This window comes from Nocardia sp. NPDC052112, from assembly GCF_040680135.1.
GTDB lineage: Bacteria > Actinomycetota > Actinomycetes > Mycobacteriales > Mycobacteriaceae > Nocardia.
Map to the genome: position 1 here is coordinate 383,363 of NZ_JBFAWD010000004.1, position 20,857 is coordinate 404,219.

Consider the following 20,857-nt stretch of genomic DNA (forward strand, 5'->3'; position numbering starts at 1 on the left):
CTGAATTTGCCTGAATCTAAGCAATATTGATTGAGAAATATCATTAGATAGCTTCTATGCTTAGTTGACATCCAGAAGTGGCGATCCATAGCATTGTTGTCAGCGTCACATCTGATCCGGAGACCGATTCCGGGGCAGATGGTTTCGATCGACCAAGGGAGGGGTCATGACACTACGGCTGACCGACTGGTTGATCACCAGCGACATCACCCCCGAAACCGCCCACGACACCGGCAGCGGCTGGGCTCTCAGCTGGTTGCCCGGCCGACTGCTGACGCGGGAGCAAGCCATGACCGGCATGGTGCTCGACGAGACCCTGAGCGATCCGGATCCCGAAGATTACGTGCTCGCCATGGAAATCGCCGCCATCCGGGCCGCCGACCTCGGCCTCGAATTGGCCAAGGCGGTTGTGCTGCTGCACGCCCGCATCGTCGAACGCGACCGACGTCAAACCGACGCCGACTGCCGCATCGCGGTACCGACCACACCGGCCGCGTAACGGCAGTTGGCGCCGCGGAGGGGTCGGCGCCACCTGACGTCGCGACGAAACAGAGTCCGGCGAGCACGACTCGCCGGACTCTGTTTCACGAGTCGGAACGCCGAATATGCTTGGCGGAGCGCGGCTTTCGCGCAGTCCGCGCAATTCGTGGATCGTCGGCGACATCGTAGCGCCGCACATACAGGCCGAGAAAGGCCTGCACGGTGGCCGTCGCCGGAATCGCCAGCAGCGCACCGACCGCGCCGAGCAGCGCACCACCGGCCAGCACCGCGAGCAGCGCGACGGCCGGATTCACATCGACCGTACGCGCGGTAATGCGCGGCTGCAGGATGTAGTCCTGGAACTGCTGATACACCACCACGAAAATCAGGATCCACAACGCATCGATCGGATGGATGGTGAGCGCCACCAGAATCGGCAGTATTCCAGCGATATACGTGCCGACGGTCGGGACGAACGAGGCGATCACGCCGAACCAGATGCCGAGCGCGAGCGCGTTGGGCAGTCCGAGCAGTGCCAGGAAGATCGCGTGTGCCACCGCGGATATCACCGCGAGCACAGCGCGACTGTAGAGATATCCGCCGGTCTTCTCGATGGCCAGATCCCAGGCCCGCAACACGGTGTCGTGGCGGCGCGGCGGCAGCAGCGAACACACCGCACGCCGCATCTTCGGTCCGTCCGCGGTCAGATAGATGCTGAACAGCGCGATCATCAGGAACCGGACCAGCCCGCCCAGGATCGTGTTCGACAGTCCCCAGGCATTGTTCGCGGCACGCTCGGCGTATCCGCTGATCACATTCGAATCCTTCAGCAGCCGCTCGCGCAACTGGTCCACCGTGAAGTCCTGGTGGAAGGTCCGGTTGATCCAGTCGACGAGTTCATTGAGCAGCCGGGGCAATTCATCGACCACCTTGCCGACGGTGTCGACCAGCAGGGTGCCCAGTGCCGCGCTGAAGCCCGCCACACAGCCGAACAGCAGGATGAAAACGAGTCCGGTGGCTACGCCGCGCGGCATACCGCGCGCGGCGAGGTTGTCGACCGCGGGCTCCATCGCCAGTGAGACGAAGAAGGCGACGAGCACGATGACGAATAGGCCGATCAGCCGATGCGCCGCCCAGTTACCGAGTTCGAACAGGCCGAGCAGGATAAAGGCCAGCACCATCGCGCGCGGCAGCCAACTCGGCATGCGATCACGCGATTCGCGATCGTCGGGTGGGCCGGCGTCGGCGGCATCCGAGGGTGGGTTGGCGGCCACCGACCCAGTGTCGCCCAACCGTCAGCGAATTCCCGGTTACGACCCGCTGCGCGCTGCGGCGTCGACCGGTTCCCATCGGGTGTCATCGAACGTCTGCTTGAAGTCCGGGCACTCGACCAGCGGCTGGTGGGTACACGTAGCGGCATGGCGGAGGCTGTCGCGCATGCGGGTGAGTCGGGCGATGTCCTCGTCCAACTGCCGGGCCTTCAGCGCCATATGCGCACGGATTTCCGTATCCGCGGGTGTGGCCACGAGGAACCGAGCGATCTGCGCGAGTGTGAAACCCGCTGCGCGAGCGCAGGATACGAGCGCAAGGCGGTCGAGCACCTCGGGACGATAGGTGCGCCGTAGACCATTGCGGCCCTCGGATTCGATGAGTCCGCGCTTCTCGTAGTACCGCAGCGCCGACGGCGCCAATCCGGAACGCGCGGCCACCTCCGCGATATCGAGCACAATAATCACTCCTTGACTTGAAGCGTGCTTCAAGTCAGACGATAGGCGAATGAACGAAACAAGAGAAGAGCTGCACCCCCAAGTTCAGGCGTATCTGGACCGTCTCGCCCGCGCGGATTTCGGCTCGGTGCATACCTTTACCCCGGAGCAGGCTCGCGCGGGATGGCGGGGCGCGATCGCCTTGCTCGGCGATCCGGAACCCATTGCCGATATCGAGAACCGCACTGTCCCGGGCATAGGCGGGCTCCGGATCTATACCCCGCAGGGCGATGGCCCCTTCCCGGCACTGGTGTTCTTCCACGGCGGTGGCTTCATGCTCGGCGATCCGGACACCCATGACGGACTGTGCCGCAGTTTGGCGAACGGTGCCGAATGCGTGGTGGTGTCCGTCGACTATCCCCTGGCTCCGGAACACAAATTTCCGGCAGCACCCGACGCTTGCTACCGCGCGACACAGTGGGTCGCAGAGCACGCGGCGAGTATCGGCGTCGACGCCACTCGCATTGCCGTCGGCGGTGACAGTGCGGGCGGCAATCTGGCAGCGGTTGTCGCACACATGGCACGCGACAACGGCGGTCCGGCACTGATCTTCCAACTGCTGATCTACCCGGATCTCGATTTCCGCAGAACGAATTTCAGCATCACGGAGTACGCGGGCAAGTATGGAAATATCAGCCGCGACGCCCAGCACTGGTTCATGGACAGCTACCTGAACAATGCCGAGGAGAAGCTCGACCCGCGGGTTTCCCCACTGCTCGCCTCCGACCTGGCCGGACTGCCTCCGGCGCTCATTGTCACCGCGGAATACGACGCCCTGCGGGACGAGGGCGAACAGTACGGTCAGCGACTCGAGGAGGCTGGGGTTCCGGTCACGGTCACCCGCTATCCGGGGATGATTCACGAATTCGTCCGGCATCCCTTCGACGCCAGCAAGCGCGCCCGACTCGACGCGGCGACGGCGCTGCGGAAGGTATTCGCTCGGTAGCGAATTGCGTCAGGTGGTGGTATCGGGGTTCGAAGATGATCGCGAAACGACAACGGGCATCCGCCACGACAAGCGGACCGGATTGTCGGACGCGCGACGCACGGTCAGCCATTGCGCTATGGCGGCCAGGGTCGAACCGAGGGAGGTCACCACAGCGAGAAATCCCCAGTGGGTAAGACCGGCGGATGCGTAGGTGTAGGTAGCGGTGCCAGGGACAACGAGTTTGCCGCGACCGGTAGCCCAGTTTATTACCTGTCCGATTTGCCCGCCCAGGTCATAGGTGCGCGCGGTCATGGCCTTGAGTTCAGCGCCTTTGCTATTGAGGTAGATCAGGCAGAGGACCACGAAAAGCGCGGCACACGCCAACGAAAAGGTCGTCAGGCGGGCCAGAAGCTCGCTGCGAAGGCGGATGTTCAGCAGGATGGCGCAGAGCGCGATGATGATGGCGGCGCTGGCGAGAATGGCCCACGCGCTGGTGACCGGCGGGGTTTTGGGCTTCGCTTGCGACCAGACGTTCAGGTAGTTCGTGGTTATTTCGAGTCGACCGAAGGCATTGGCGGCGACCTTGCCGTCGGGCCCTTGCGCGGTGATCCACGACTGGAACAGCAGGATGAGTGTGGCCGTACTACCGACCGCGGCCACGATATAGCCCCAATAACATCGGAGCGGTCCCAGTCGCGCCCGGAGCTCTGCGAGCTCCGCGGCGCGGCCTTGGATCGCTCTCGGCGGAGCGGTCCCGTGTCGAGATGCAATGGCTCGGGAGGAGGTCGGCTGCTCCATGAGCTCAGCTTAAGTGGCGAAGAACACGTCGACTCACCTCCAGTGGGAACCTCAGTCGGTGGCGACCGCCGCCCGCCGCGGCAGGAATGCGGCGAGCGCACCGGCGGCGAGGGCCGCGACCGCCGCGATCACCAACACCATCCGGAACGCGTTTTCCGACGGCAGTTCGGTCCCGCCGAGCGAGATGGTCAGCTGCGCGATCACCACGCCGGTCACCGCACTGGCGATGGAGGTTCCGATGGAACGCATCAGGGTGTTGAGCGCATTGGCCGCGGCGGTTTCGGTGACGGGTACCGCCGACATGATCAGGGCGGGCATCGCGCCATAGGCCAGGCCGATACCCGCGCCGATCACGCAGGACACGAACACCAAACCCCAGATGGCGGACATGAATTCGATGCCGAGACCGTATCCGGCGGCCACGACGATCGCACCCACGATGAGCGTGGTGCGCGGGCCGCTGAGCGCGCTGATGCGCGCGGAGAGCGGGGCGATCAGCATCATCACCAGACCCGACGGCGCCATCACCAGACCGACGGCCATCATCGACCGGCCGAGTCCATATCCGGTGGCCTCGGGTAGCTGCAGCACCTGCGGAATCACCAGCGACTGGGCAAGCATGGCGAATCCGAAGGCCGCCGACGCCATGTTGGTGATCAGCACCTGATGCCGCGCGGTGGTGCGCAGATCCACCAGCGGCTGCGTGACACGCAGCTCCCACCAACCCCAAACCAGCAGTGCCACCACACCTATCGCGAACAGTCCGAGCGTCAGGCCGCTGGTCCAACCCCAGCCCGCGCCCTTGGACACCGCCAACAGCAGGGAGATCAGCGCCGCCGACAGGCCCACCGCACCCGGCAGGTCGAAGGTGCCACCGGAGCGTTGCGCGGACTCCGGCACCAGCAGAAAGACCAGCACGGTGACGATCACGCCCGCGCCCGCCGCGGTCCAGAACAGCACATGCCAGTCGGCATGTTCGGCGAGGAAGGCGGCCGCGGGCAGCCCGAGCGCACCGCCGACGCCGAGTGACGCACTCATCAAAGCGGTTGCCGCACCGAGCTTTTCGGCGGGCAGTTCGTCGCGCATGATACTGATGCCCAACGGGATGACACCGGCCGCGAGCCCCTGCAGGGCGCGAGCGCACACCATGGGCGCGAGGCTATCGCTGAGCCCGCCCAGCGCCGACCCCGCCACCAGCAGTGCCAGGCTGACCAGCAGCATCCGTCGTTTGCCGTACATATCGCCGAGCCGCCCCATGACCGGCGTGGCGACAGCCGCCGCGAGCAGCGTCGCGGTAATCGCCCACGCGGTATCGGATGCACTGGCCCCCAACAGTTTTGGCAACTGCGGCAGCAACGGAATCACCAGGGTCTGCATGAGCGACACCACGATGCCGCCCGCGGCGAGCACGGCGACGACGACATTGGTGCGAGGTGGGGTGGCGACTTCCGGCGCGGTGAGGACGTTAGCCATTCAAAGGACATTAAATCAAGTGACTGACTTACTGCAACTGACTTAACAGAGCGGTTACCATGAGCAACGACATGAGCGGCAACATCACCCGTCCGGACCGGACCGCGACCACCAAGGAAGCCATCCTGTCGGCGGCCGAGCGGCTCTTCGCCGAGCACGGCGTCTTCGCGATTTCGAATCGGCAGGTCAGCGAGGCGGCGGGCCAGGGAAATAATGCCGCCGTCGGATATCACTTCGGCACCAAGAGCGATCTGGTGCGAGCGATCGTGCGCAAACATACCGAGCCGATCGAGCAGCACCGGATGCGTCTGCTGGCCGCGCATCCCGGTTCGACCGAGCTGCACGACTTGGTTTCGTGCCTGGTCCGGCCGGTCACCGAGCACTACGCCGACCTCGGCTCCCCCAGTTGGTACGCCCGTTTCGGCGCGCAGGTGATAACCGATCCGACACTGCGCATCATCATGTACGAAGAAGCGCTGAGCTCACCGTCGCTGCAACGAATCGTCGAGGGCTTCGACCGCTGCCTGTCCGATCTGCCGCCGGAGGTCCGCGAGGAGCGTCGGGATATGGCCCGACACCTCATGGTGCACGGCTGCGCCGAATTCGAACGCACCCTCGCCGACGGCCGGACCGGACCGCGCGCGAACTGGTACGACTACGGCACCGGACTCATCGACGCGATCGCGGGCATCTGGCAGGCACCGGTCACCGGGGAACACATCCGGTAACCGAGCTGTTGTGAAACCCGAGGGTTCCAACGAGAGCGAGGTTGACCGTGCGGGTCGAGATCTGGACCGATATCAACTGTCCCTTCTGCTACCTGGGCAAGAAGCGGTTCGAGCAGGCACTGGTCGACTTCCCGCACCGCGCCGACGTCGAGGTGGTGCACCGCTCGTTCGAATTGGATCCGACCCTGCCTGCCGACGAATCCGGCCCGGTGGTCGCCAAGATCGCACACAAGTACGGGATCACCGAGGCGCAGGCCGCCGCCAATGAACGCGGCATCGGCGCACAAGCCGCCGCGATCGGCCTGCCGTACCTGACCGAGGGCCGCGACTACGGCAGCTCCTTCGATATGCACCGCCTGCTGCATTCCGCCCTCGCCGAGGGCAAACAGGACGCCCTCCTCGACGCCCTCTACCACGCGAATTTCGCCGAAGAGCAGTCCCTGTTCGCCGATAGCGAGCGCCTGGTGCGCCTGGCCGTCACCGCCGGACTCGACGAGTCAGCCGCGCGCGCCGTCCTCGACGACCCGAATGCCTACGCCGACGCCGTTCGCGCCGACGAGCAGGAAGCCGCACAACTCGGCGCCCACGGCGTCCCGTTCTTCGTCTTCGACCGCAAATACGGCGTATCCGGCGCCCAACCATCCGAGGTTTTCGCCCAAGCACTGGACCAGGCCTGGGCCGACCGGGAACCGGTCATTCGAACCATCGGCGACACCGACGTCTGCGGCCCCGACGGATGCGCACTACCCGCACGGAATTAACTGCGGCACAGTCCTATTCAGCTTCTTCCGTGGTCGACTCGCTGACGGGACCGAGGCGCACCACACCCGCGTCGAGATCGATCTCGACGCGCGGCCGATGCACTTGACCGTCGCTGTCCTCGCTGCCCTCATCGGCCAGCTTCTGCCCCGGGAACAGTTCACCGATAACGCCCATACCTCGACGATAGTCCGGTCAGCGTGGCTCATGCCGCAGCGTTGACCAGCTTTCCGGACTCATCATGATCGACGGCGACACCCGGCAGGAGCTGCCGGGTGAGATCGCCGTGGCAGACCAGCCGACGCTGCTCGAATTCACCTGGGGCAGTGATGTATTGCGCTGGGAACTGACCGACAACACCGCCGGCACCCGCCTGCGCCTGACCCACCAGCTCTCCGATCGCGCGATGGCCGCGATGATGGCCGCAGGCTGGCACATCTGCCTCGACGTGGCCGCACTACTGCTGACGGGCACTCCCATCGGCCCGATCGTCGGCAGGGCAGCCATGAATTACGGCTGGTCCGAGCTCAATAAGCAGTGCGCCGAGGAGTTGGGTGTCGAACCCATCGACCCGCGGGTCGACGGCTGACAGATCCGAACCGTCACCGGGTTCGAGGTTCGGCCGCGCCGTTGGTGGCTTTGCGGTGCTGCCGCGGTTCACGAGTGTGCGATACGCGCGAGCCGGGGGTCGACCGGTAGGTCCCGAATCCGACGCAACTCCTCGAGAACGATATCGACAGCCGCCCGCGGTGGTGCGCCGCGGCGAATGACAGCGGTAATCGTCCGGGTGACCGGGTTGGCGAGTTCCCGGGTCGCGACGCGATAGCGCGGATCGACCGCAAGGCCGGGGAGCATGGCGATCGAAAGTCCCGCTTCGACGTGCTGCAGTGTCATCAGGTAGTTGCTGAATCGGCAGACCACCCGCGGTTCGAATCCGGATTCCCGGCACAGCCGGGTGGCCAGATTCGCCATATACGACTTCGGCATATCGAACGCCCACGGGGCATCGGCATAGGCCGCGAGATCGGCGGGCCCGCGGGCGGCGCGCGCCGGCGGCAGCACGAGCACGATCGGATCGGTTGCCAGCGGCACGATATCCACATCCGAGCCGAGCGGATGTTCGACGAAATCGGTTGTGGTGATGATGATGTCGGCGTCGCCGACCCGCAGCGCGGGCATGCTCTGGTGCGGTTCCAGTTCGATCAGTTCGATATCGAGATGCGGATGCATCTGCGCGAGGCGCGTCACCACGGGCACGCACAAGGAGTGGATGGCGCTCTGGAATGCGCCGAGTCGGACCGACCCGACCGGTTCCTCGCCGAGACCGCGCAGCTCCGCCTCGACGCTGTCCATCTGATCGAGAATGGCCCGCGCGCGGCGCGCCAACATCAACCCGGCGGGGGTGAGCCGGACCCGGCGGCCGGTGCGTTCCAGCAGCTGGGTGCGGGTTTCGGCCTCCAGCACCGCGAGCTGCTGGGACACGCTGGACGCACTGAGGTGGGCCGCCTGCGCAACCGCGCGGACGGTGCCGAGCGAGTCGAGCTGACTGAGTAGGCGCAGTCGCCAAGGATTCAGCATAGGCCCATTGTTGTGCGGCTCTGCCGAACAGCGCAGCCGGAAATGTGAGATGGACCCGATGCTCGGATCGCGTTTACCGTCGAAATATGGCCGCTCCCACCTCCGCAGCACTGTCCGCCGACGAGTTCTGGACCGACGCCGATCGGCACCTGGTCCGCTATGCCGGGGCGGGCGAATTCACCCGCGAGATCATCGCGCGGGCTGCAGGCAGCTTTCTGTACACCGAAAGTGGCAGGGAGATACTGGATTTCACCTCCGGGCAGATGAGTGCCATTCTCGGACACTCGCATCCGGATATCGTCGCGACAGTGCGACGCCAGGTCGGCGAACTCGACCACCTGTTCAGCGGCATGCTCAGTCGCCCGGTCGTCGACCTCGCCCGCCGTCTGGCCGAGACCCTGCCCGAACCGCTGAAGAAGGTCCTGCTGTTGACCACCGGTGCGGAGTCGAACGAGGCCGCGATCCGAATGGCCAAGTTGGTCACCGGAAAACACGAGATCGTCTCGTTCGCACGCTCCTGGCACGGTATGACGCAGGCGGCGGCGAATGCCACCTACAGCGCGGGCCGTAAGGGCTACGGCCCGGCCGCGCCGGGGAATTTCGCCATTCCCGTACCGAATTCGTATCGTCCCGATTTCACCACGCCCGCTGGCGAACTCGACTGGCGTCGACAACTCGACTTCGCCTTCGATTTGATCGATGCCCAGTCGGTCGGCAGCCTCGCGGCCTGCCTGGTCGAGCCGATACTCAGTTCCGGCGGCGTTGTCGAACCACCACCCGGCTACTTCACCGCGCTGCGGGACAAGTGCCGCGAGCGCGGCATGCTGTTGATCCTGGACGAGGCCCAAACCGGTCTGTGCCGCACCGGATCCTGGTACGCCTTCGAACGCGACGGGGTGGTGCCGGACATCCTGACGCTATCCAAGACACTCGGCGCGGGCCTGCCGCTCGCGGCCGTGATCACCAGCGCCGACATCGAGCAGCGGGCACACGATCGCGGATTCCTGTTCTTCACCACCCACGTCTCGGATCCGCTGGTCGCGGCCGTCGGCAATACCGTGCTCGACGTCCTCGTCCGCGACCGTCTCGACGAGCGCGCCGCGGCACTCGGCACCTATCTGCACAACGGCCTGGCGCGAATCGGGCAGCGGCACAGCGTAGTCGGCGATATCAGGGGCCGCGGCCTACTCGTCGGGTTGGAGCTCGTCCTCGATCGCGAAACCAAGCAGGGCTCCGACGCGCTCGGCGCACTCGTCACACGGCGCTGTCTGGAACTGGGCCTGCATATGAATATCGTGCAACTTCCCGGCATGGGCGGCGTCTTCCGCATCGCCCCACCTCTGACCGCCACCGAAGACGAACTGGCCCTCGGTCTTTCCATCCTCGATCAGGCGATCGGCGACGCCGTCACCCGCGGCTAGGGATCAATTGCCGTTGACGCCGGTGGTGAGCCGAATTACGACCTTGTCATCGGTGACTTCCTGCACCGTCGCGCTGAATCCGTTGGCGGGTTGGGTCTGGCCGACCGGAATATCGACCTGCTGACCGGCCACCTTCAACGTGACCGTATTGCCGTTCACCGCAACGAGTTCCGCCTCGATGCCGAGCACGCTGGCCTTGGCATTCACCCCGCGCGTGAAGGTCACCGTACAACCGCTGACCTGACACTCGGACTTGTACCCGGCCCCCTCGGATGAGCACGCCGCCCCCGCGAGCGGCGTGAGCAGGGCGAACGCGGACAGTGCGAGCATCCGTGGCACAGACATGCGGGCCAGTGTAGGTGGCGATGGTCGCCAGTCGCCCGGGATGCTGCCGTACCCAGCCGGACGACCGACCCCACCACTCGGCTCGGTGTGAGCCGGTCGCCGGCTACGTGGTCACCCCACGTCGTTTACACCCTGGTCAGCGACTGATCAACTGCATATGCCTGGTCTGCTGCCGGATCTGATTCAGCTGCATGTCCGCCTGATTGGCCCGCTCGTTCGCCCGCGCCGCCTGATCTTCGGCCTGCTGCGCCAACTGGGTGGCCTGCTCGGCCTGTTCCTGCGCCGAGGTGGCCCGTTGCAGGCATTGATTGGCCTCCGACTGGGCCTGCTGTGCATTGTTCTGCGCACGATCCGCATCACTCTGGGCCTGTTGCGCCTGATTTGCGGCATGTTGCGCCTGCTGACGTGCTTGCTGCGCCTGCTGCGCCGCCTGGTTTGCATTCTGCTGCGCCAGCTGTGCCTGATGATTTACCTGACGTGCCTGTGTCTGCGCCTGACGCGCCATGGCCTCGGCTTGGTTCGCGGCCTGGCGTGCGTTCTGCGCCTCCATACGCGCCTCACTGCAGTATGCCTGGCACTGGATCTGCGCCATTTCGGCGTCCCTCCTGGCTATATCCATCTCGTCGCCAGGGCGCGTGCCGTTCGCCGACCGCTGTTCAGTAGCTGTGTCCTGTGCTGCCATGATCGAGCTCCCTTCCAGTAAGTGTGGGTGAAACGGGAAGAACTCGCATACCAACGGGACTCATCTTGGCCGAGACCACACGGCGCCGCAGCAACTTCAGAGCAATCAACAGAAATGCGGGGCATACGCGGCCCAAGCGCTCGCCCCTACCCGATCACCGGCCCATGACTAACGGCAATTCATCCGACCGTCGGCACCGCGCAGGATGAAATCCCGACCGGCGCCGACCACCCTGGGCGCTGCCGCGTCGATCTGGGCCATGCCGCACGGTCAGGTCCACCGCGTGCTCGCCGAACATCTACACGAGCCCAGGACCGGTCGAGGACGCGACGGTCATGCCACGACTGACCGCACGGCCGCACCAGCTATGGCGCGCTGGTCGCGGTGCGCGAACTGACCGCGGCGAGGCTGATCGAGCCGCCCGATTCGAGGTCGGCCTCGAATCGCTGTTGGATGGGCTCGGGGGCGGTGCCGTTCGCTGCCATGTGTCCGGTAGCTCGATTTCGGTGCGCTGGTAGGCATCCCGAGGTGGCTGTCTATCAGGTCACAACCAGCGCGGTTGCCGGAGCCGCACCCGCCCGTCCTCCTGCCCGATATGTCAACCGCGAAAACACCTAAGACAGAGCAAGTTTCAGCGAATTCGTGCGGCTCGACGACGCTCCGATCACGACCGTTTCACAAGTTTTGTGTGGACGGGGTCACGTTGCCCCATAGCCCGCGAAGTTCTAACGTAACTTTTCGTTAACAGACGATGTCGTCTGTACCAATTCCTTTTATTCGTCCCAGGAGGACATGCCCCGCAGCGCCCACTTCCTCGAATCCGGAAGTGGCACAGCAGGTGTGGTTAGAAATGGCACACACAACGCCTTGGCAAGAAATTGATGTTCAGCTCGGTCGCCCCGAGAACGATGACGATCTCATCGGCGAGGTGACCGCGCAACGTTTCGATCTACGATCCGACTGGGGCTATCTATGTGCCCCGGGTCTGGGTCTGCTCACCTTTCTGCTGCTGTTCCAGCCCTGGATTTCGGCAACCGGCCCCAACGGCACAGTCACCTCGAATGCCTTCGGCCGAATCGACGGATTCACCACCGGCTCCTACCAATCCGTGGTCAGCATCAGCAGCACCTGGGCCGTCCTGACCACCCTGGCGGTCGCCGGTACGGTCGTCACGACCGTCATGTTTTTCTGGTTCCGCAGCCGGATGTTTTCCCATCTGGTGCTGGGCTGCAGCGGTGCGGCCGCGCTTTTCGCACTCGCCGCCTTGAGCTACCTCAACGGCAAGGCACCGGAGCTGCGCGAAATCACCGAATCCGCGACCCGCGCCGGACTTTTCAGCTGGCTCTTCGGCGACAATTCGCCAATCGACCTCGCAGGTGAGCACCGAATCGCCAACGCAGGTCTCGATTCCGCCGCGACGCTCGGCGTGATCACCGCATGCGGTGCCGCGCTGGCCGCCGGTGTCATGAGCCTGTGCAAGCGAAACTTCGAGGTTCGCCTGATCGCTCCCCAGCCGAATGTCGCCGCGGCGGAAAACCCTCCGCAGCAGTCCACTGAAAAGGCGTCGGACACCGACATATTCCTCTGGGAACAACTGGCGTTCGACGATGACCTGGCCGTGTACGACCCCCAGGTCCGCCGACGGATGGTCCGTCGAACCAGGACCGCCGATCGCCGCCGACCGGCGCGCGAGACGGCACTCAGCAGGTAACGCCCACGCGCACAAGGAAAGACCCGCATATCGGGACCGATATGCGGGTCTTTGCCGGCTCGACCTATCACGGGAACGGCGAGAAGAAGCCGATGGCTGCACCGATGGCTGCACCGATGGCGCAGCCGAAGATGGCGCCGACCAGGAAGAACCAGATACCGATCGCAACGCCGACCAAGCAGCCGATGGTGGCGCCGACAGCGATCGAAATCGGTCCCCATGCCTGATGTACGCCGGGCATATTCTGGGAGTTGACAGCCTCGGTCGTCGGTCCACCGACCGGCGTGAGGGTCAATTGTGTGCTGGTGCTGTCCAGCGCGGGTGTCACCGCGAGGCTCTGTCCGGCCTCGGTGCGCAGTGTCGTCGGAATGCTGCCGACTACCGCACCATTGTCCGCCAGGACGGTGACGGCATCGGGTGCGAGGACGAATCTGCCGGAGTCGAGGCTTACCAGTGCGCTCGTGTGATCGGCCGCGAGACTCGTCGTGTAGGCGATCGGGCCATCCGCAGCAGTGATGCTGACATCGGCCAGCATCCCCTCACCATGTGCGGTGACAGTGGCTATGCTGGTCGCCGCGACGGCCATAAAGGCGGTCGCTATCAATTTCTTGACGAACATTGGACTTCCAATCATTTCCGATTTCCATTGACGTTCCCCGACAACCGGCACCGGATAGATATAATCATGCGCCGGTCAGTTGATTGAGTCGACAACTTCTTGCGGAACAAAGGTCGGTTTCAACCCCCTAGGGAAATGTGATCGGATTCCGATCGAATAACATCGAGCGGTAGATTCCATTTCTTCGCCGAGCGCATCGCCGGACTACGTACAGCGCCGACGAACACCGATAAATCCAGCGCCGATCGACGCGAAATTCGGGTACCGCACTACTCGATACTTCCCGGCTCGACGGGGCCACACTTTTTGCGTGTCCACTGGTAAGAACATCGTCATCTGTCTCGACGGAACAGGCAATCAGGTCCGCGCCAGCGGTAGCACCAATGTGGTCCGCCTGTTCGAGATGCTGGATCTGAGCGATGCCACCGAACAGATCGCCTACTACGACCCGGGTGTCGGCACCTTCAGTGCGCAGGGGGCATGGTCGCCACCGGCCCGCTGGTTCTCCCGAGTGCTTGGACTGGCGGTCGGCAGCGGGCTGCGTTCGAATCTCGCCGAGGCCTATACCTATCTGATCGAGCACTGGCAGGTCGGCGACCGGGTGTTCATCTTCGGCTTCAGCCGCGGCGCGTATACCGCGCGCGCCTTGGCCGGACTGCTGCACGAGCCGGGCCTCTTGCGTCCGGGCAGTCAGAATCTCGTCCAGTATGTCGTCAGCGCCTACACCCGCAAGGCCACGAACTGGCCGGAACTTCGCCGATACGCCCGCACGTTCTGCACGAAGTCCGCGGACGGCGGCTACTCGATTCCCATCGAATTCCTCGGCGTATGGGACACGGTCAAGGCGGCCGGGCTGCTTCGCTGGGAACTGAAGTGGCCCTTCACCAGGCAGGTGCCCAATGTGATGAAGGCACACCACGCCGTTTCCATCGATGAGAAGCGCCGGCCGTACGAGGAATACCTGGTCATCCCGAAGGGGGACCGGCCGGTGCTCACCGAGGCCTGGTTCGCCGGTGTCCACTCCGACGTCGGTGGGACCTTCGAGGACGATCCCAAGCTGGCCGAGATCGCGCTCAAGTGGATCACCGACGGTGCGCTGGAGGCCGGATTGCTACTGCGCGCCGGCACGTACCTGGATACCTGTGCGGTGAGCCCCGCGCATGCGAACGGCAACGTGCACCGGATGGGCCGGATCTGGGCCCTGCTCACCTACCGCCGACGCAGGGTTCCGCCGGGCGCCAGGGTGCACGCGAGCGTGCGGTCGCGGTGCGAAAGCGATGCGAGCTATGGAAAACGAATCCCCCGGGACGTCATGTGGGAGGACGAGCAATGGACGAAACCGCGAATCTAGCGGCGCACGCGATCGGAATCTGCCCGCCGGCCCGGCGCAGACTGCGTACCTTCGCCTTCGACCCGATGTCGACGCGGCTGTCCGGCCAGTTCCTCACCCTCGATATCCCGTTCGAACATATCCGCGGGCCGGGACCCGACGGGGCCCTCGTGCAGGTGGTCGATTTCGACGCCAGCCGTGACGCCTGGTATGAGCCGGTCGACCTGGACGATCCATATCTATTGGCGCAGGACGGAATTCGGCCCAGCGAAGGTGATCCCCGTGCGCATCAACAGGTCGTCTATGCGGTCGCGATGAGTGTCATCGAGCGGTTCGAACGATTCATGGGACGGCGATTCCGGTGGCACCGCGACCAGATCCTGCGGCTGGTCCCGCACGCCTTCGAGGGGCAGAACGCCTATTTCGATCCGAAGCGGCGCGCCTTGCTGTTCGGCTACTACCAGGCCGATGACGAGAATCCGGGCGCGAATCTCCCCGGACAGGTCATCTTCACCTGCCTGTCGAGCGACATCATCGCGCACGAGGTGACGCATGCGATCGTGCATCGAATCCGGCGGCTGTACAACGAATCCACCAACCGGGATGTCTTCGCTTGGCATGAGGCCGTCGCCGACCTGATCGCGCTGTTCCAGCATTTCGCCCACCGAGATGTAGTACTGGATGCCATCGCGACGACTTCCGGAGAACTCGAAAAGAGCGCGGGGCTGCTGGATTTGGCCAGGGAATTCGGTGAGTCCACCGGACGCGGCGCGGCCTTGCGTTCGGCGATAAAGGACCGCAGCCGCACACCCGAACGATTTCGCGCGGCACAGGAGCCACACGAACGGGGTGCTTGTTTCGTGGCGGCGGTATTCGACGCGTACCTGGACGCTTACCAGAACGCGATCGCCGACCTGCTGCGGATCGCCAGTGGCGGCACCGGAGTGCTCCCTCCGGGTCGCCTGCACCCGGATCTGGTATCCCGGATCGCCGACGAGGCGGTCAAGACCGCGGACCGGATGCTCGGGATGGTCGTGCGCAGTTTCGACTACCTCCCGGTATTGGACGTCACATTCGGCGATGTCGTCCGGGCAATCGTCACCGCGGATCGCGGACTTTATCCGGAAGACCGGCAACACCTGCGCAGCACGCTCGTGGAGGCGCTGCGGCGGCGCGGCATCTGGCCGATAAGCGTCACCTCGTTGACCGATGAAGCGTTGGTCTGGCAAAGGCCGGATACCCCGCTTCACCTCGGCGACGGCAATCACCCGGTGGATTTGTCCCGGGTCATCCTGTCGGCATCGAAAGATCTCGACCCGATAGGCAATCCGGGCGAATTGCGTACCCCCGCTGTGCTCGACAGCAACGGCACCTCCGGTCGCGACAGCTCCCCGACCAGGCACTCCGTTTTCGAGCAGGTAGCCCGAGAACTCATCGGATGGGCCAATGCGAATGCCGCCCGAATCGGACTGGATCCGAAGTTCAAAATCAGCTGCGAGGGAATCCACGTCTCGTACCGCATGGCGGGTGATCGGTTGCCGCGTCCCGAATTGGCCATTCAGCTGTTGCAGCGTCGCGCGGATCTCGAAGATGCGAGCCGGGGGAAGCAACAACCGGTGATCCGCGCCGCCACCGCGCTCGTCGTCAGCGCCGACGGGAGTGTGGACTACGTGATCGCCAAGCCGCTGCCGTTCAGCGACGAGTCGTCGGCGGCTGACGACACCACCATCGCGTTCCACCGAGCGGGCAAACTGCGACTGGCCGCGATGCGTACCTGGTTCGACCGACTGGAAGCCGACGACGCATTGAGCGCGTGGACTGCCGAGCACGCAATCCACCGCCTCGACTTCGCGGCGATCCACGCACAATCAGATGAGTAGGTACGACATGTCGACGCCGACAACGATTGCCGTCCGGATGTACAACGTCGGATTCGGCGACGCCTTCACCGTGACAGTGCGGCGCAAGAACGAAACGTGGCGCATGTTGGTCGACTGTGGCGTGCACAGCCAGGGCCGGGCACGCCCGATCCGGGACTCCGTGCAGGCGATCATCGCCGACCTCACCGAGGCCGATCCGCACCGCCGCCCGCATCTCGATGTCGTGGTCGCCACCCATCACCACGCCGATCACATCACCGGATTCGCCTGCCGGGAATGGGAGCAGGTGACCGTGGACGAGGTGTGGGTGCCGTTCGTCGAGGACCCCGATGACGTAGACGCGCGACGGATCCGCAGCGGGCAAACCGAGGCCGCGAACGGTCTGCTCGCGCTCATCGAACGACGCGGCAACGGGCGTCGGATGTCGGCGACCGCTGAACAGGCACAGGCGTTCGCGGTGAACTCACAAGGCAATGCCGCCGCGACAGATCGTCTGCTCGGCCGGAATTTCAGCGGGTTCGCCGCACCCCACCGGGTGCGGTTCCTACCGAACAAGGACGAAACCGAGAATACGATCAGTGTGGATCGCATCGGACTCGTCGCACATATCCTCGGGCCGCCACGCGATGCCCGATTCCTGAAGCGGATGGATCCGCCCGCGAAGCAATCGTGGCCATTTGTCCGCGCGAGCAACGCCGCGGACACCGAGGGCAGGCCGACACCGCTGTTCAACCGGCGCTATATCGCACGGAATCCCATGCCCGACCGGCTGCTCGAGGCGAAGGCCGATCTTGACCTGGACGAACTGGTCGACGATGACGACCGGCTGCTGCGCGCGGCCTCGATTCTCGAGAACGCGGTCAACAACACCAGTGTCTTCTTCGTGCTCGATATCGCCGGAACCCGGCTGCTGTTTCCGGGAGACGCGCAGCAGGGTGCATGGGAGCACGTGCTGTCGGAGCCACGCAACGTCGATCTTGTTTCCCGCCTGGCCTTCTACAAGGTGGGACACCACGGCTCGCACAACGCCACCCCCCGACGTTTCATCGAAGAAGATTGGCAGACGGACGGTTACGCGATGATTCCGTTCGGACTGGTCAAGCGATGGGCGAAGACCATACCCAAGAAATCGCTGGTCGATTCGCTGGTGCAGCACGATCACACCGTCATCCGAGCCGACAAGGCACCCGATGTCGTCCCCGGCAAGATCGCCGTCAACGGTGACCTGTGGAGCGAGGTGACGCTGACGGCCTGAGTCGCCCCGCCCCGCGCTGACCTGGGGTTCGATTCCTTCGCCACCTCTTGCCGGTCGTCATTGGCGACGGTTCCGACCGGCTCATCGCGAGCCTGCAGCACCTGCCCGCCCGCCAGCGCGCGATCCTGATCCTGCGCGAGGTGCTGGCGTTCTCGGCAGCCGAGACCGCGGAAATCCTCGACACCACCACGGCGGCGGTCAAGAGCGGTCTGCAGCGGGCGCGCGCCCGGCTGGACGAACTGCTGTAATACCTCGGCGGCGAGATCGGCACCTCGGGAGTCGAGGACATGGTCAGCGCCCAATGCCCGCACGGTGTCGTGTTTGCCCGGCGAAGCGGTGGCGATGACGGTCGCGCCGTAGTGCTTGGCCATTTTCACCGCGGCCTGGCCGGTCCCGCCCGCCGCGGCATGGATCAGCACGGTCTGCCCGGCGGCAATGCGACCCAGCGGTCTGAGCGCGGCCAGTGCGGTGGGCCAGTTCACGACCAGGCCCAGCGCCTGCTCCGGTTGCCAGCCCACCGGCACCGGCACCGCCGCGGCGGCGGGCAGCACCATGTACTCCGCGAAAGCACCGTATCCGACGCCGATGACGCGGTCACCGGTCTCGTGGCGGGTCACTGCCTCGCCCACGGCCACGATCGCACCGACGGCTTCGAAGCCCGCCGGATACGGTGGCTTCGGGCCGCCCAGGAATGTGCCGCGGGCCTGCGAGATGTCGGCGAAATTGACGCCGGCGGCACTGACCCGGATCAGGATCTCGCCGCGTCCGGGGACCGGTACCTTCGCGTCGGTGATCAGGTGCATGTCCTGCGGGCCGTGCAGCGACGTCTGCTGCAGGGCGTGCATGGTGACGGGGATGGTCATGGCAATCAGCCTTCTTTCTCGGCGCGCGTGATCGAGGCAGGCCTGTTCGGCGGCCGCGCCTTCCATCAGGTAGACCTCGCCCGCCGTGAAAAGGAATCGGCTGCCTCGAATCGCCCGAGCTGATTCACGATGCCCGCCGCACGCGTTCCGGCAGGCCATGGCTTCGATCATTGTCAGCTGACGGCGAGACCGGCGGACTTATAATTTCCACGGCATCATTTCGGCCGGTGCCTTTTGCACTGGGGCGTGTGATGACCTCCGGTGTTGCCGAGGGCAACAAAGATAAACCGTGAGAACTGATATTCCATCTGGTCCCCGATTACCGTTCGAGAATTTCCGGCGCCGCTGCCTCGGTCCGCTGCGGTGAGGTCCCCGACGCCGCCGCTCCCCAGGGAAAGCGAGGATACCGATGTCTACTCATCATGCTGTTCACGTGCAGTCCGCCGGTGCGGCGTTGAAACTGGTCGATGTCGAAACAGACTCACCGCCCCGCGACCATGTGCGCCTCGCGGTCTCGGCGTGCGGGATCTGCGGCACCGACCGCGCGTTCGTCAGCGGAGCCATTCCTGGCATGTCGTGGCCGCTGACACCGGGGCACGAGATCGCGGGCACCATCGCCGAACTCGGCGCCGGCGTCGACAACTACGCCGTCGGCGACCGCGTTGCGGTGGGCTGGTTCGGTGGGCATTGCGGCAAGTGCGTGCCATGCCGGAAGGGCGATTTCATCTACTGCCAGAACATCCAGGTCCCTAGCTGGCAGTACCCCGGCGGATATGCCGAGTCGGTGACCGTCCCGGCCAATGCGCTGGCCCGCATCCCTGATGCGCTTTCCCTGGCCGAAGCCGCGCCGATGGGTTGTGCCGGGGTCACCACCTTCCACGCCCTTCGCGAATCCCAGGCGGTACCCGGCGACCGCGTCGCCATTCTGGGTGTCGGCGGACTCGGCCATCTCGGCGTGCAGTTCGCCCACGCGATGGGCTTCGAAACGATCGCGATCGCCCGCGGTGCGGGCAAAGCCGAGGACGCCCGCGCGCTCGGCGCCCACCACTACGTCGACTCGACCGCCGGCGACGTCAGCGAAGCGCTGCGGGGGCTCGGCGGCGTGTCGGTGGTGCTGGGGACTGTCGGCAGTGCCACAGCCATGGCCGAAACGGTCGGTGGGCTGCTGCCGCGCGGTGAGCTCATCGCCATCGGCGTCTCCGGCGAGCCACTGCCGATCAGCCCGACGCAGCTGATCAATCGCGGGCTGAGCGTCACCGGCCACGCGTCGGGCACTGCGCGCGATATCGAGGAAACGATGCAATTCGCGGTCCAATCCGGCGTGCGCACGCGCATGCAGGAACGGCCGCTGGATCAAGCCGCCGAGGCATATGCCGCAATGGACCAGGGACGGGCCCGATACCGCATGGTTCTCACAGTCTGACGGTCATCCACCAGCTGGACATAGCCACAGATTTGCCTGGCGTGCACGACATTCGACAGTTCTCCCCGATCCGGCCGCGTCGGCCGCTTAAGCTAGCTGCGCCGCAACGTGCGACAAATACTCGAGTTTCGGAAGTACTAAGAGGTAGACGTCCCAGGAGGTGCGGAATGCCGGAAGCCGGTCGCTGGCGCGGATCGCGTCCGATATCGCGTCCAATATTGATTGCGAGCATGTTGCCGCTTGCGGTCATCCTCGGAACAGGAGTTGCCGGCGCATCCCCGGGCGACACCGCGCGGGCACCCGCCACGCCATCGACGACGGCGGACTGGCTCTCGCACCATGAGCTGGGGCAACGTTCATTCCCGGCGAATCCGCTCGGCGCCGACAGTTGGACCCGAATCCGGGCGGTGGACGCACCGGACGCGCCGCCCGCCATGGATCAGGAGCCGATCCAGGCGTTCTGCGAGCACGTCCCCGTAGATCCCCGCCGATGCTCGGTCACCGCCGTGGACGCGAGCGTCGGTGCGGCAATCGGCGCGGGCATCGGCGCGGGAGTGTCCGCGCCCGTCGCGATAGCCGCCGGCGCGGTCGGCGCGGCCGCCGGGTTCGTCGCCGGTATCCCGTTCCTGCCGACCGGCTTGGTTGCCGGCCCGCTCCTCGGCGCGGCCGTCGGCATGGCCGTCATTGCCGGACCCGCCGCCGTGCTCGGTGGCGCACTCGGGGCGTCGGTCGGGGCGATAGTGGGCATCACAACGCCCCTCCCGCCCGAGGACAGCCGAACCGATGGCTCCGGCGCGCCCACCACCTCGCCGAGTTGA

General features: G+C 65.1%; 21 protein-coding genes and 2 pseudogenes. 13 read left to right on the forward strand and 10 right to left on the reverse strand.

What is annotated here, in order from left to right; translation table 11 throughout:
• Positions 1-166: 166 nt before the first annotated feature.
• Positions 167-499 carry a hypothetical protein gene (locus AB0L58_RS10255; RefSeq protein ID WP_364384155.1) on the forward strand — a complete coding sequence of 111 codons (333 nt, stop codon included), beginning with the start codon at positions 167-169 and terminating at the stop codon, positions 497-499.
• An 85-nt stretch (positions 500-584) separates the two neighbouring features.
• Here the strand turns inward: AB0L58_RS10255 and AB0L58_RS10260 are convergent, their stop codons facing one another.
• Both AB0L58_RS10260 and AB0L58_RS10265 read right to left on the reverse strand, forming a co-directional pair.
• The gene (locus AB0L58_RS10260) at positions 585-1,754 is read right to left on the reverse strand and encodes an AI-2E family transporter (protein WP_364384158.1); all 1,170 of its coding nucleotides are present in this window, start codon (positions 1,752-1,754) and stop codon (positions 585-587) included.
• Positions 1,755-1,790: 36 nt separating this feature from the next.
• A complete protein-coding gene (locus AB0L58_RS10265; RefSeq protein ID WP_364384161.1) occupies positions 1,791-2,207 on the reverse strand; it encodes a MerR family transcriptional regulator in 417 nt (138 codons plus the stop codon).
• Positions 2,208-2,256: 49 nt separating this feature from the next.
• On the opposite strand from AB0L58_RS10265, the gene AB0L58_RS10270 reads away from it, so the two are divergent.
• Entirely contained in the window at positions 2,257-3,192 is a 936-nt protein-coding gene (locus tag AB0L58_RS10270) for an alpha/beta hydrolase (protein WP_364384164.1), read from the forward strand.
• Positions 3,193-3,201: 9 nt separating this feature from the next.
• Here the strand turns inward: AB0L58_RS10270 and AB0L58_RS10275 are convergent, their stop codons facing one another.
• Entirely contained in the window at positions 3,202-3,834 is a 633-nt protein-coding gene (locus AB0L58_RS10275) for a hypothetical protein (RefSeq protein ID WP_364384167.1), read from the reverse strand.
• Positions 3,835-4,023: 189 nt separating this feature from the next.
• Positions 4,024-5,445 (reverse strand): MFS transporter, encoded by a 1,422-nt coding sequence (locus tag AB0L58_RS10280; RefSeq protein ID WP_364384170.1) that lies wholly within the window; start codon positions 5,443-5,445, stop codon positions 4,024-4,026.
• Positions 5,446-5,516: 71 nt separating this feature from the next.
• On the opposite strand from AB0L58_RS10280, the gene AB0L58_RS10285 reads away from it, so the two are divergent.
• Both AB0L58_RS10285 and AB0L58_RS10290 read left to right on the forward strand, forming a co-directional pair.
• The gene (locus AB0L58_RS10285) at positions 5,517-6,173 is read left to right on the forward strand and encodes a TetR/AcrR family transcriptional regulator (protein WP_364384173.1); all 657 of its coding nucleotides are present in this window, start codon (positions 5,517-5,519) and stop codon (positions 6,171-6,173) included.
• Positions 6,174-6,214: 41 nt separating this feature from the next.
• Complete coding sequence (locus tag AB0L58_RS10290; RefSeq protein ID WP_364384176.1) at positions 6,215-6,934, forward strand: DsbA family oxidoreductase; 720 nt, start codon at positions 6,215-6,217, stop codon at positions 6,932-6,934.
• Positions 6,935-6,947: 13 nt separating this feature from the next.
• Here AB0L58_RS10290 and AB0L58_RS10295 read toward each other — a convergent pair whose 3' ends face one another.
• Positions 6,948-7,109 carry a hypothetical protein gene (locus tag AB0L58_RS10295; protein WP_364384179.1) on the reverse strand — a complete coding sequence of 54 codons (162 nt, stop codon included), beginning with the start codon at positions 7,107-7,109 and terminating at the stop codon, positions 6,948-6,950.
• Positions 7,110-7,173: 64 nt separating this feature from the next.
• Between AB0L58_RS10295 and AB0L58_RS10300 the strand changes: the two genes are divergently transcribed.
• Positions 7,174-7,521 carry an SRPBCC domain-containing protein gene (locus AB0L58_RS10300; protein WP_364384182.1) on the forward strand — a complete coding sequence of 116 codons (348 nt, stop codon included), beginning with the start codon at positions 7,174-7,176 and terminating at the stop codon, positions 7,519-7,521.
• A 68-nt stretch (positions 7,522-7,589) separates the two neighbouring features.
• Here the strand turns inward: AB0L58_RS10300 and AB0L58_RS10305 are convergent, their stop codons facing one another.
• The gene (locus tag AB0L58_RS10305) at positions 7,590-8,510 is read right to left on the reverse strand and encodes a LysR substrate-binding domain-containing protein (protein WP_364384185.1); all 921 of its coding nucleotides are present in this window, start codon (positions 8,508-8,510) and stop codon (positions 7,590-7,592) included.
• 86 nt (positions 8,511-8,596) lie between these two features.
• On the opposite strand from AB0L58_RS10305, the gene AB0L58_RS10310 reads away from it, so the two are divergent.
• Positions 8,597-9,931 carry an aspartate aminotransferase family protein gene (locus tag AB0L58_RS10310; RefSeq protein ID WP_364384188.1) on the forward strand — a complete coding sequence of 445 codons (1,335 nt, stop codon included), beginning with the start codon at positions 8,597-8,599 and terminating at the stop codon, positions 9,929-9,931.
• Positions 9,932-9,934: 3 nt separating this feature from the next.
• Here AB0L58_RS10310 and AB0L58_RS10315 read toward each other — a convergent pair whose 3' ends face one another.
• Both AB0L58_RS10315 and AB0L58_RS10320 read right to left on the reverse strand, forming a co-directional pair.
• Entirely contained in the window at positions 9,935-10,276 is a 342-nt protein-coding gene (locus AB0L58_RS10315) for a hypothetical protein (RefSeq protein ID WP_364384191.1), read from the reverse strand.
• Positions 10,277-10,412: 136 nt separating this feature from the next.
• Positions 10,413-10,958, reverse strand: a complete 546-nt coding sequence (locus AB0L58_RS10320; protein WP_364384194.1) for an alanine-zipper protein — start codon at positions 10,956-10,958, stop codon at positions 10,413-10,415.
• A gap of 850 nt (positions 10,959-11,808) precedes the next feature.
• On the opposite strand from AB0L58_RS10320, the gene AB0L58_RS10325 reads away from it, so the two are divergent.
• On the forward strand, positions 11,809-12,669 hold the full coding sequence (locus tag AB0L58_RS10325) for a hypothetical protein (protein ID WP_364384197.1): 861 nt from the start codon (positions 11,809-11,811) through the stop codon (positions 12,667-12,669).
• A gap of 67 nt (positions 12,670-12,736) precedes the next feature.
• Here the strand turns inward: AB0L58_RS10325 and AB0L58_RS10330 are convergent, their stop codons facing one another.
• Entirely contained in the window at positions 12,737-13,303 is a 567-nt protein-coding gene (locus tag AB0L58_RS10330; RefSeq protein WP_364384200.1) for a hypothetical protein, read from the reverse strand.
• Between the two features lie 295 nt (positions 13,304-13,598).
• On the opposite strand from AB0L58_RS10330, the gene AB0L58_RS10335 reads away from it, so the two are divergent.
• The 4 genes and pseudogenes from AB0L58_RS10335 to AB0L58_RS10350 form a co-directional block, all read left to right on the forward strand.
• The gene (locus AB0L58_RS10335) at positions 13,599-14,639 is read left to right on the forward strand and encodes a DUF2235 domain-containing protein (protein WP_364384202.1); all 1,041 of its coding nucleotides are present in this window, start codon (positions 13,599-13,601) and stop codon (positions 14,637-14,639) included.
• Positions 14,618-16,498, forward strand: coding sequence for a hypothetical protein (locus tag AB0L58_RS10340; RefSeq protein WP_364384205.1), 1,881 nt, complete (start codon positions 14,618-14,620; stop codon positions 16,496-16,498). Before AB0L58_RS10335 ends, AB0L58_RS10340 begins: the two co-directional genes overlap by 22 nt.
• Complete coding sequence (locus tag AB0L58_RS10345; RefSeq protein ID WP_364384208.1) at positions 16,491-17,753, forward strand: hypothetical protein; 1,263 nt, start codon at positions 16,491-16,493, stop codon at positions 17,751-17,753. Before AB0L58_RS10340 ends, AB0L58_RS10345 begins: the two co-directional genes overlap by 8 nt.
• A gap of 71 nt (positions 17,754-17,824) precedes the next feature.
• Positions 17,825-17,995: pseudogene (locus tag AB0L58_RS10350) on the forward strand (sigma factor-like helix-turn-helix DNA-binding protein); the annotation flags it as partial.
• 54 nt (positions 17,996-18,049) lie between these two features.
• On the opposite strand, the pseudogene AB0L58_RS10355 reads toward AB0L58_RS10350, so the two are convergent.
• A pseudogene (locus AB0L58_RS10355) lies at positions 18,050-18,787 on the reverse strand (alcohol dehydrogenase catalytic domain-containing protein); the annotation flags it as partial.
• 238 nt (positions 18,788-19,025) lie between these two features.
• On the opposite strand from AB0L58_RS10355, the gene AB0L58_RS10360 reads away from it, so the two are divergent.
• Positions 19,026-20,039, forward strand: coding sequence for an alcohol dehydrogenase catalytic domain-containing protein (locus AB0L58_RS10360; RefSeq protein ID WP_364384211.1), 1,014 nt, complete (start codon positions 19,026-19,028; stop codon positions 20,037-20,039).
• 230 nt (positions 20,040-20,269) lie between these two features.
• On the forward strand, positions 20,270-20,857 hold the full coding sequence (locus AB0L58_RS10365) for a hypothetical protein (protein WP_364384214.1): 588 nt from the start codon (positions 20,270-20,272) through the stop codon (positions 20,855-20,857).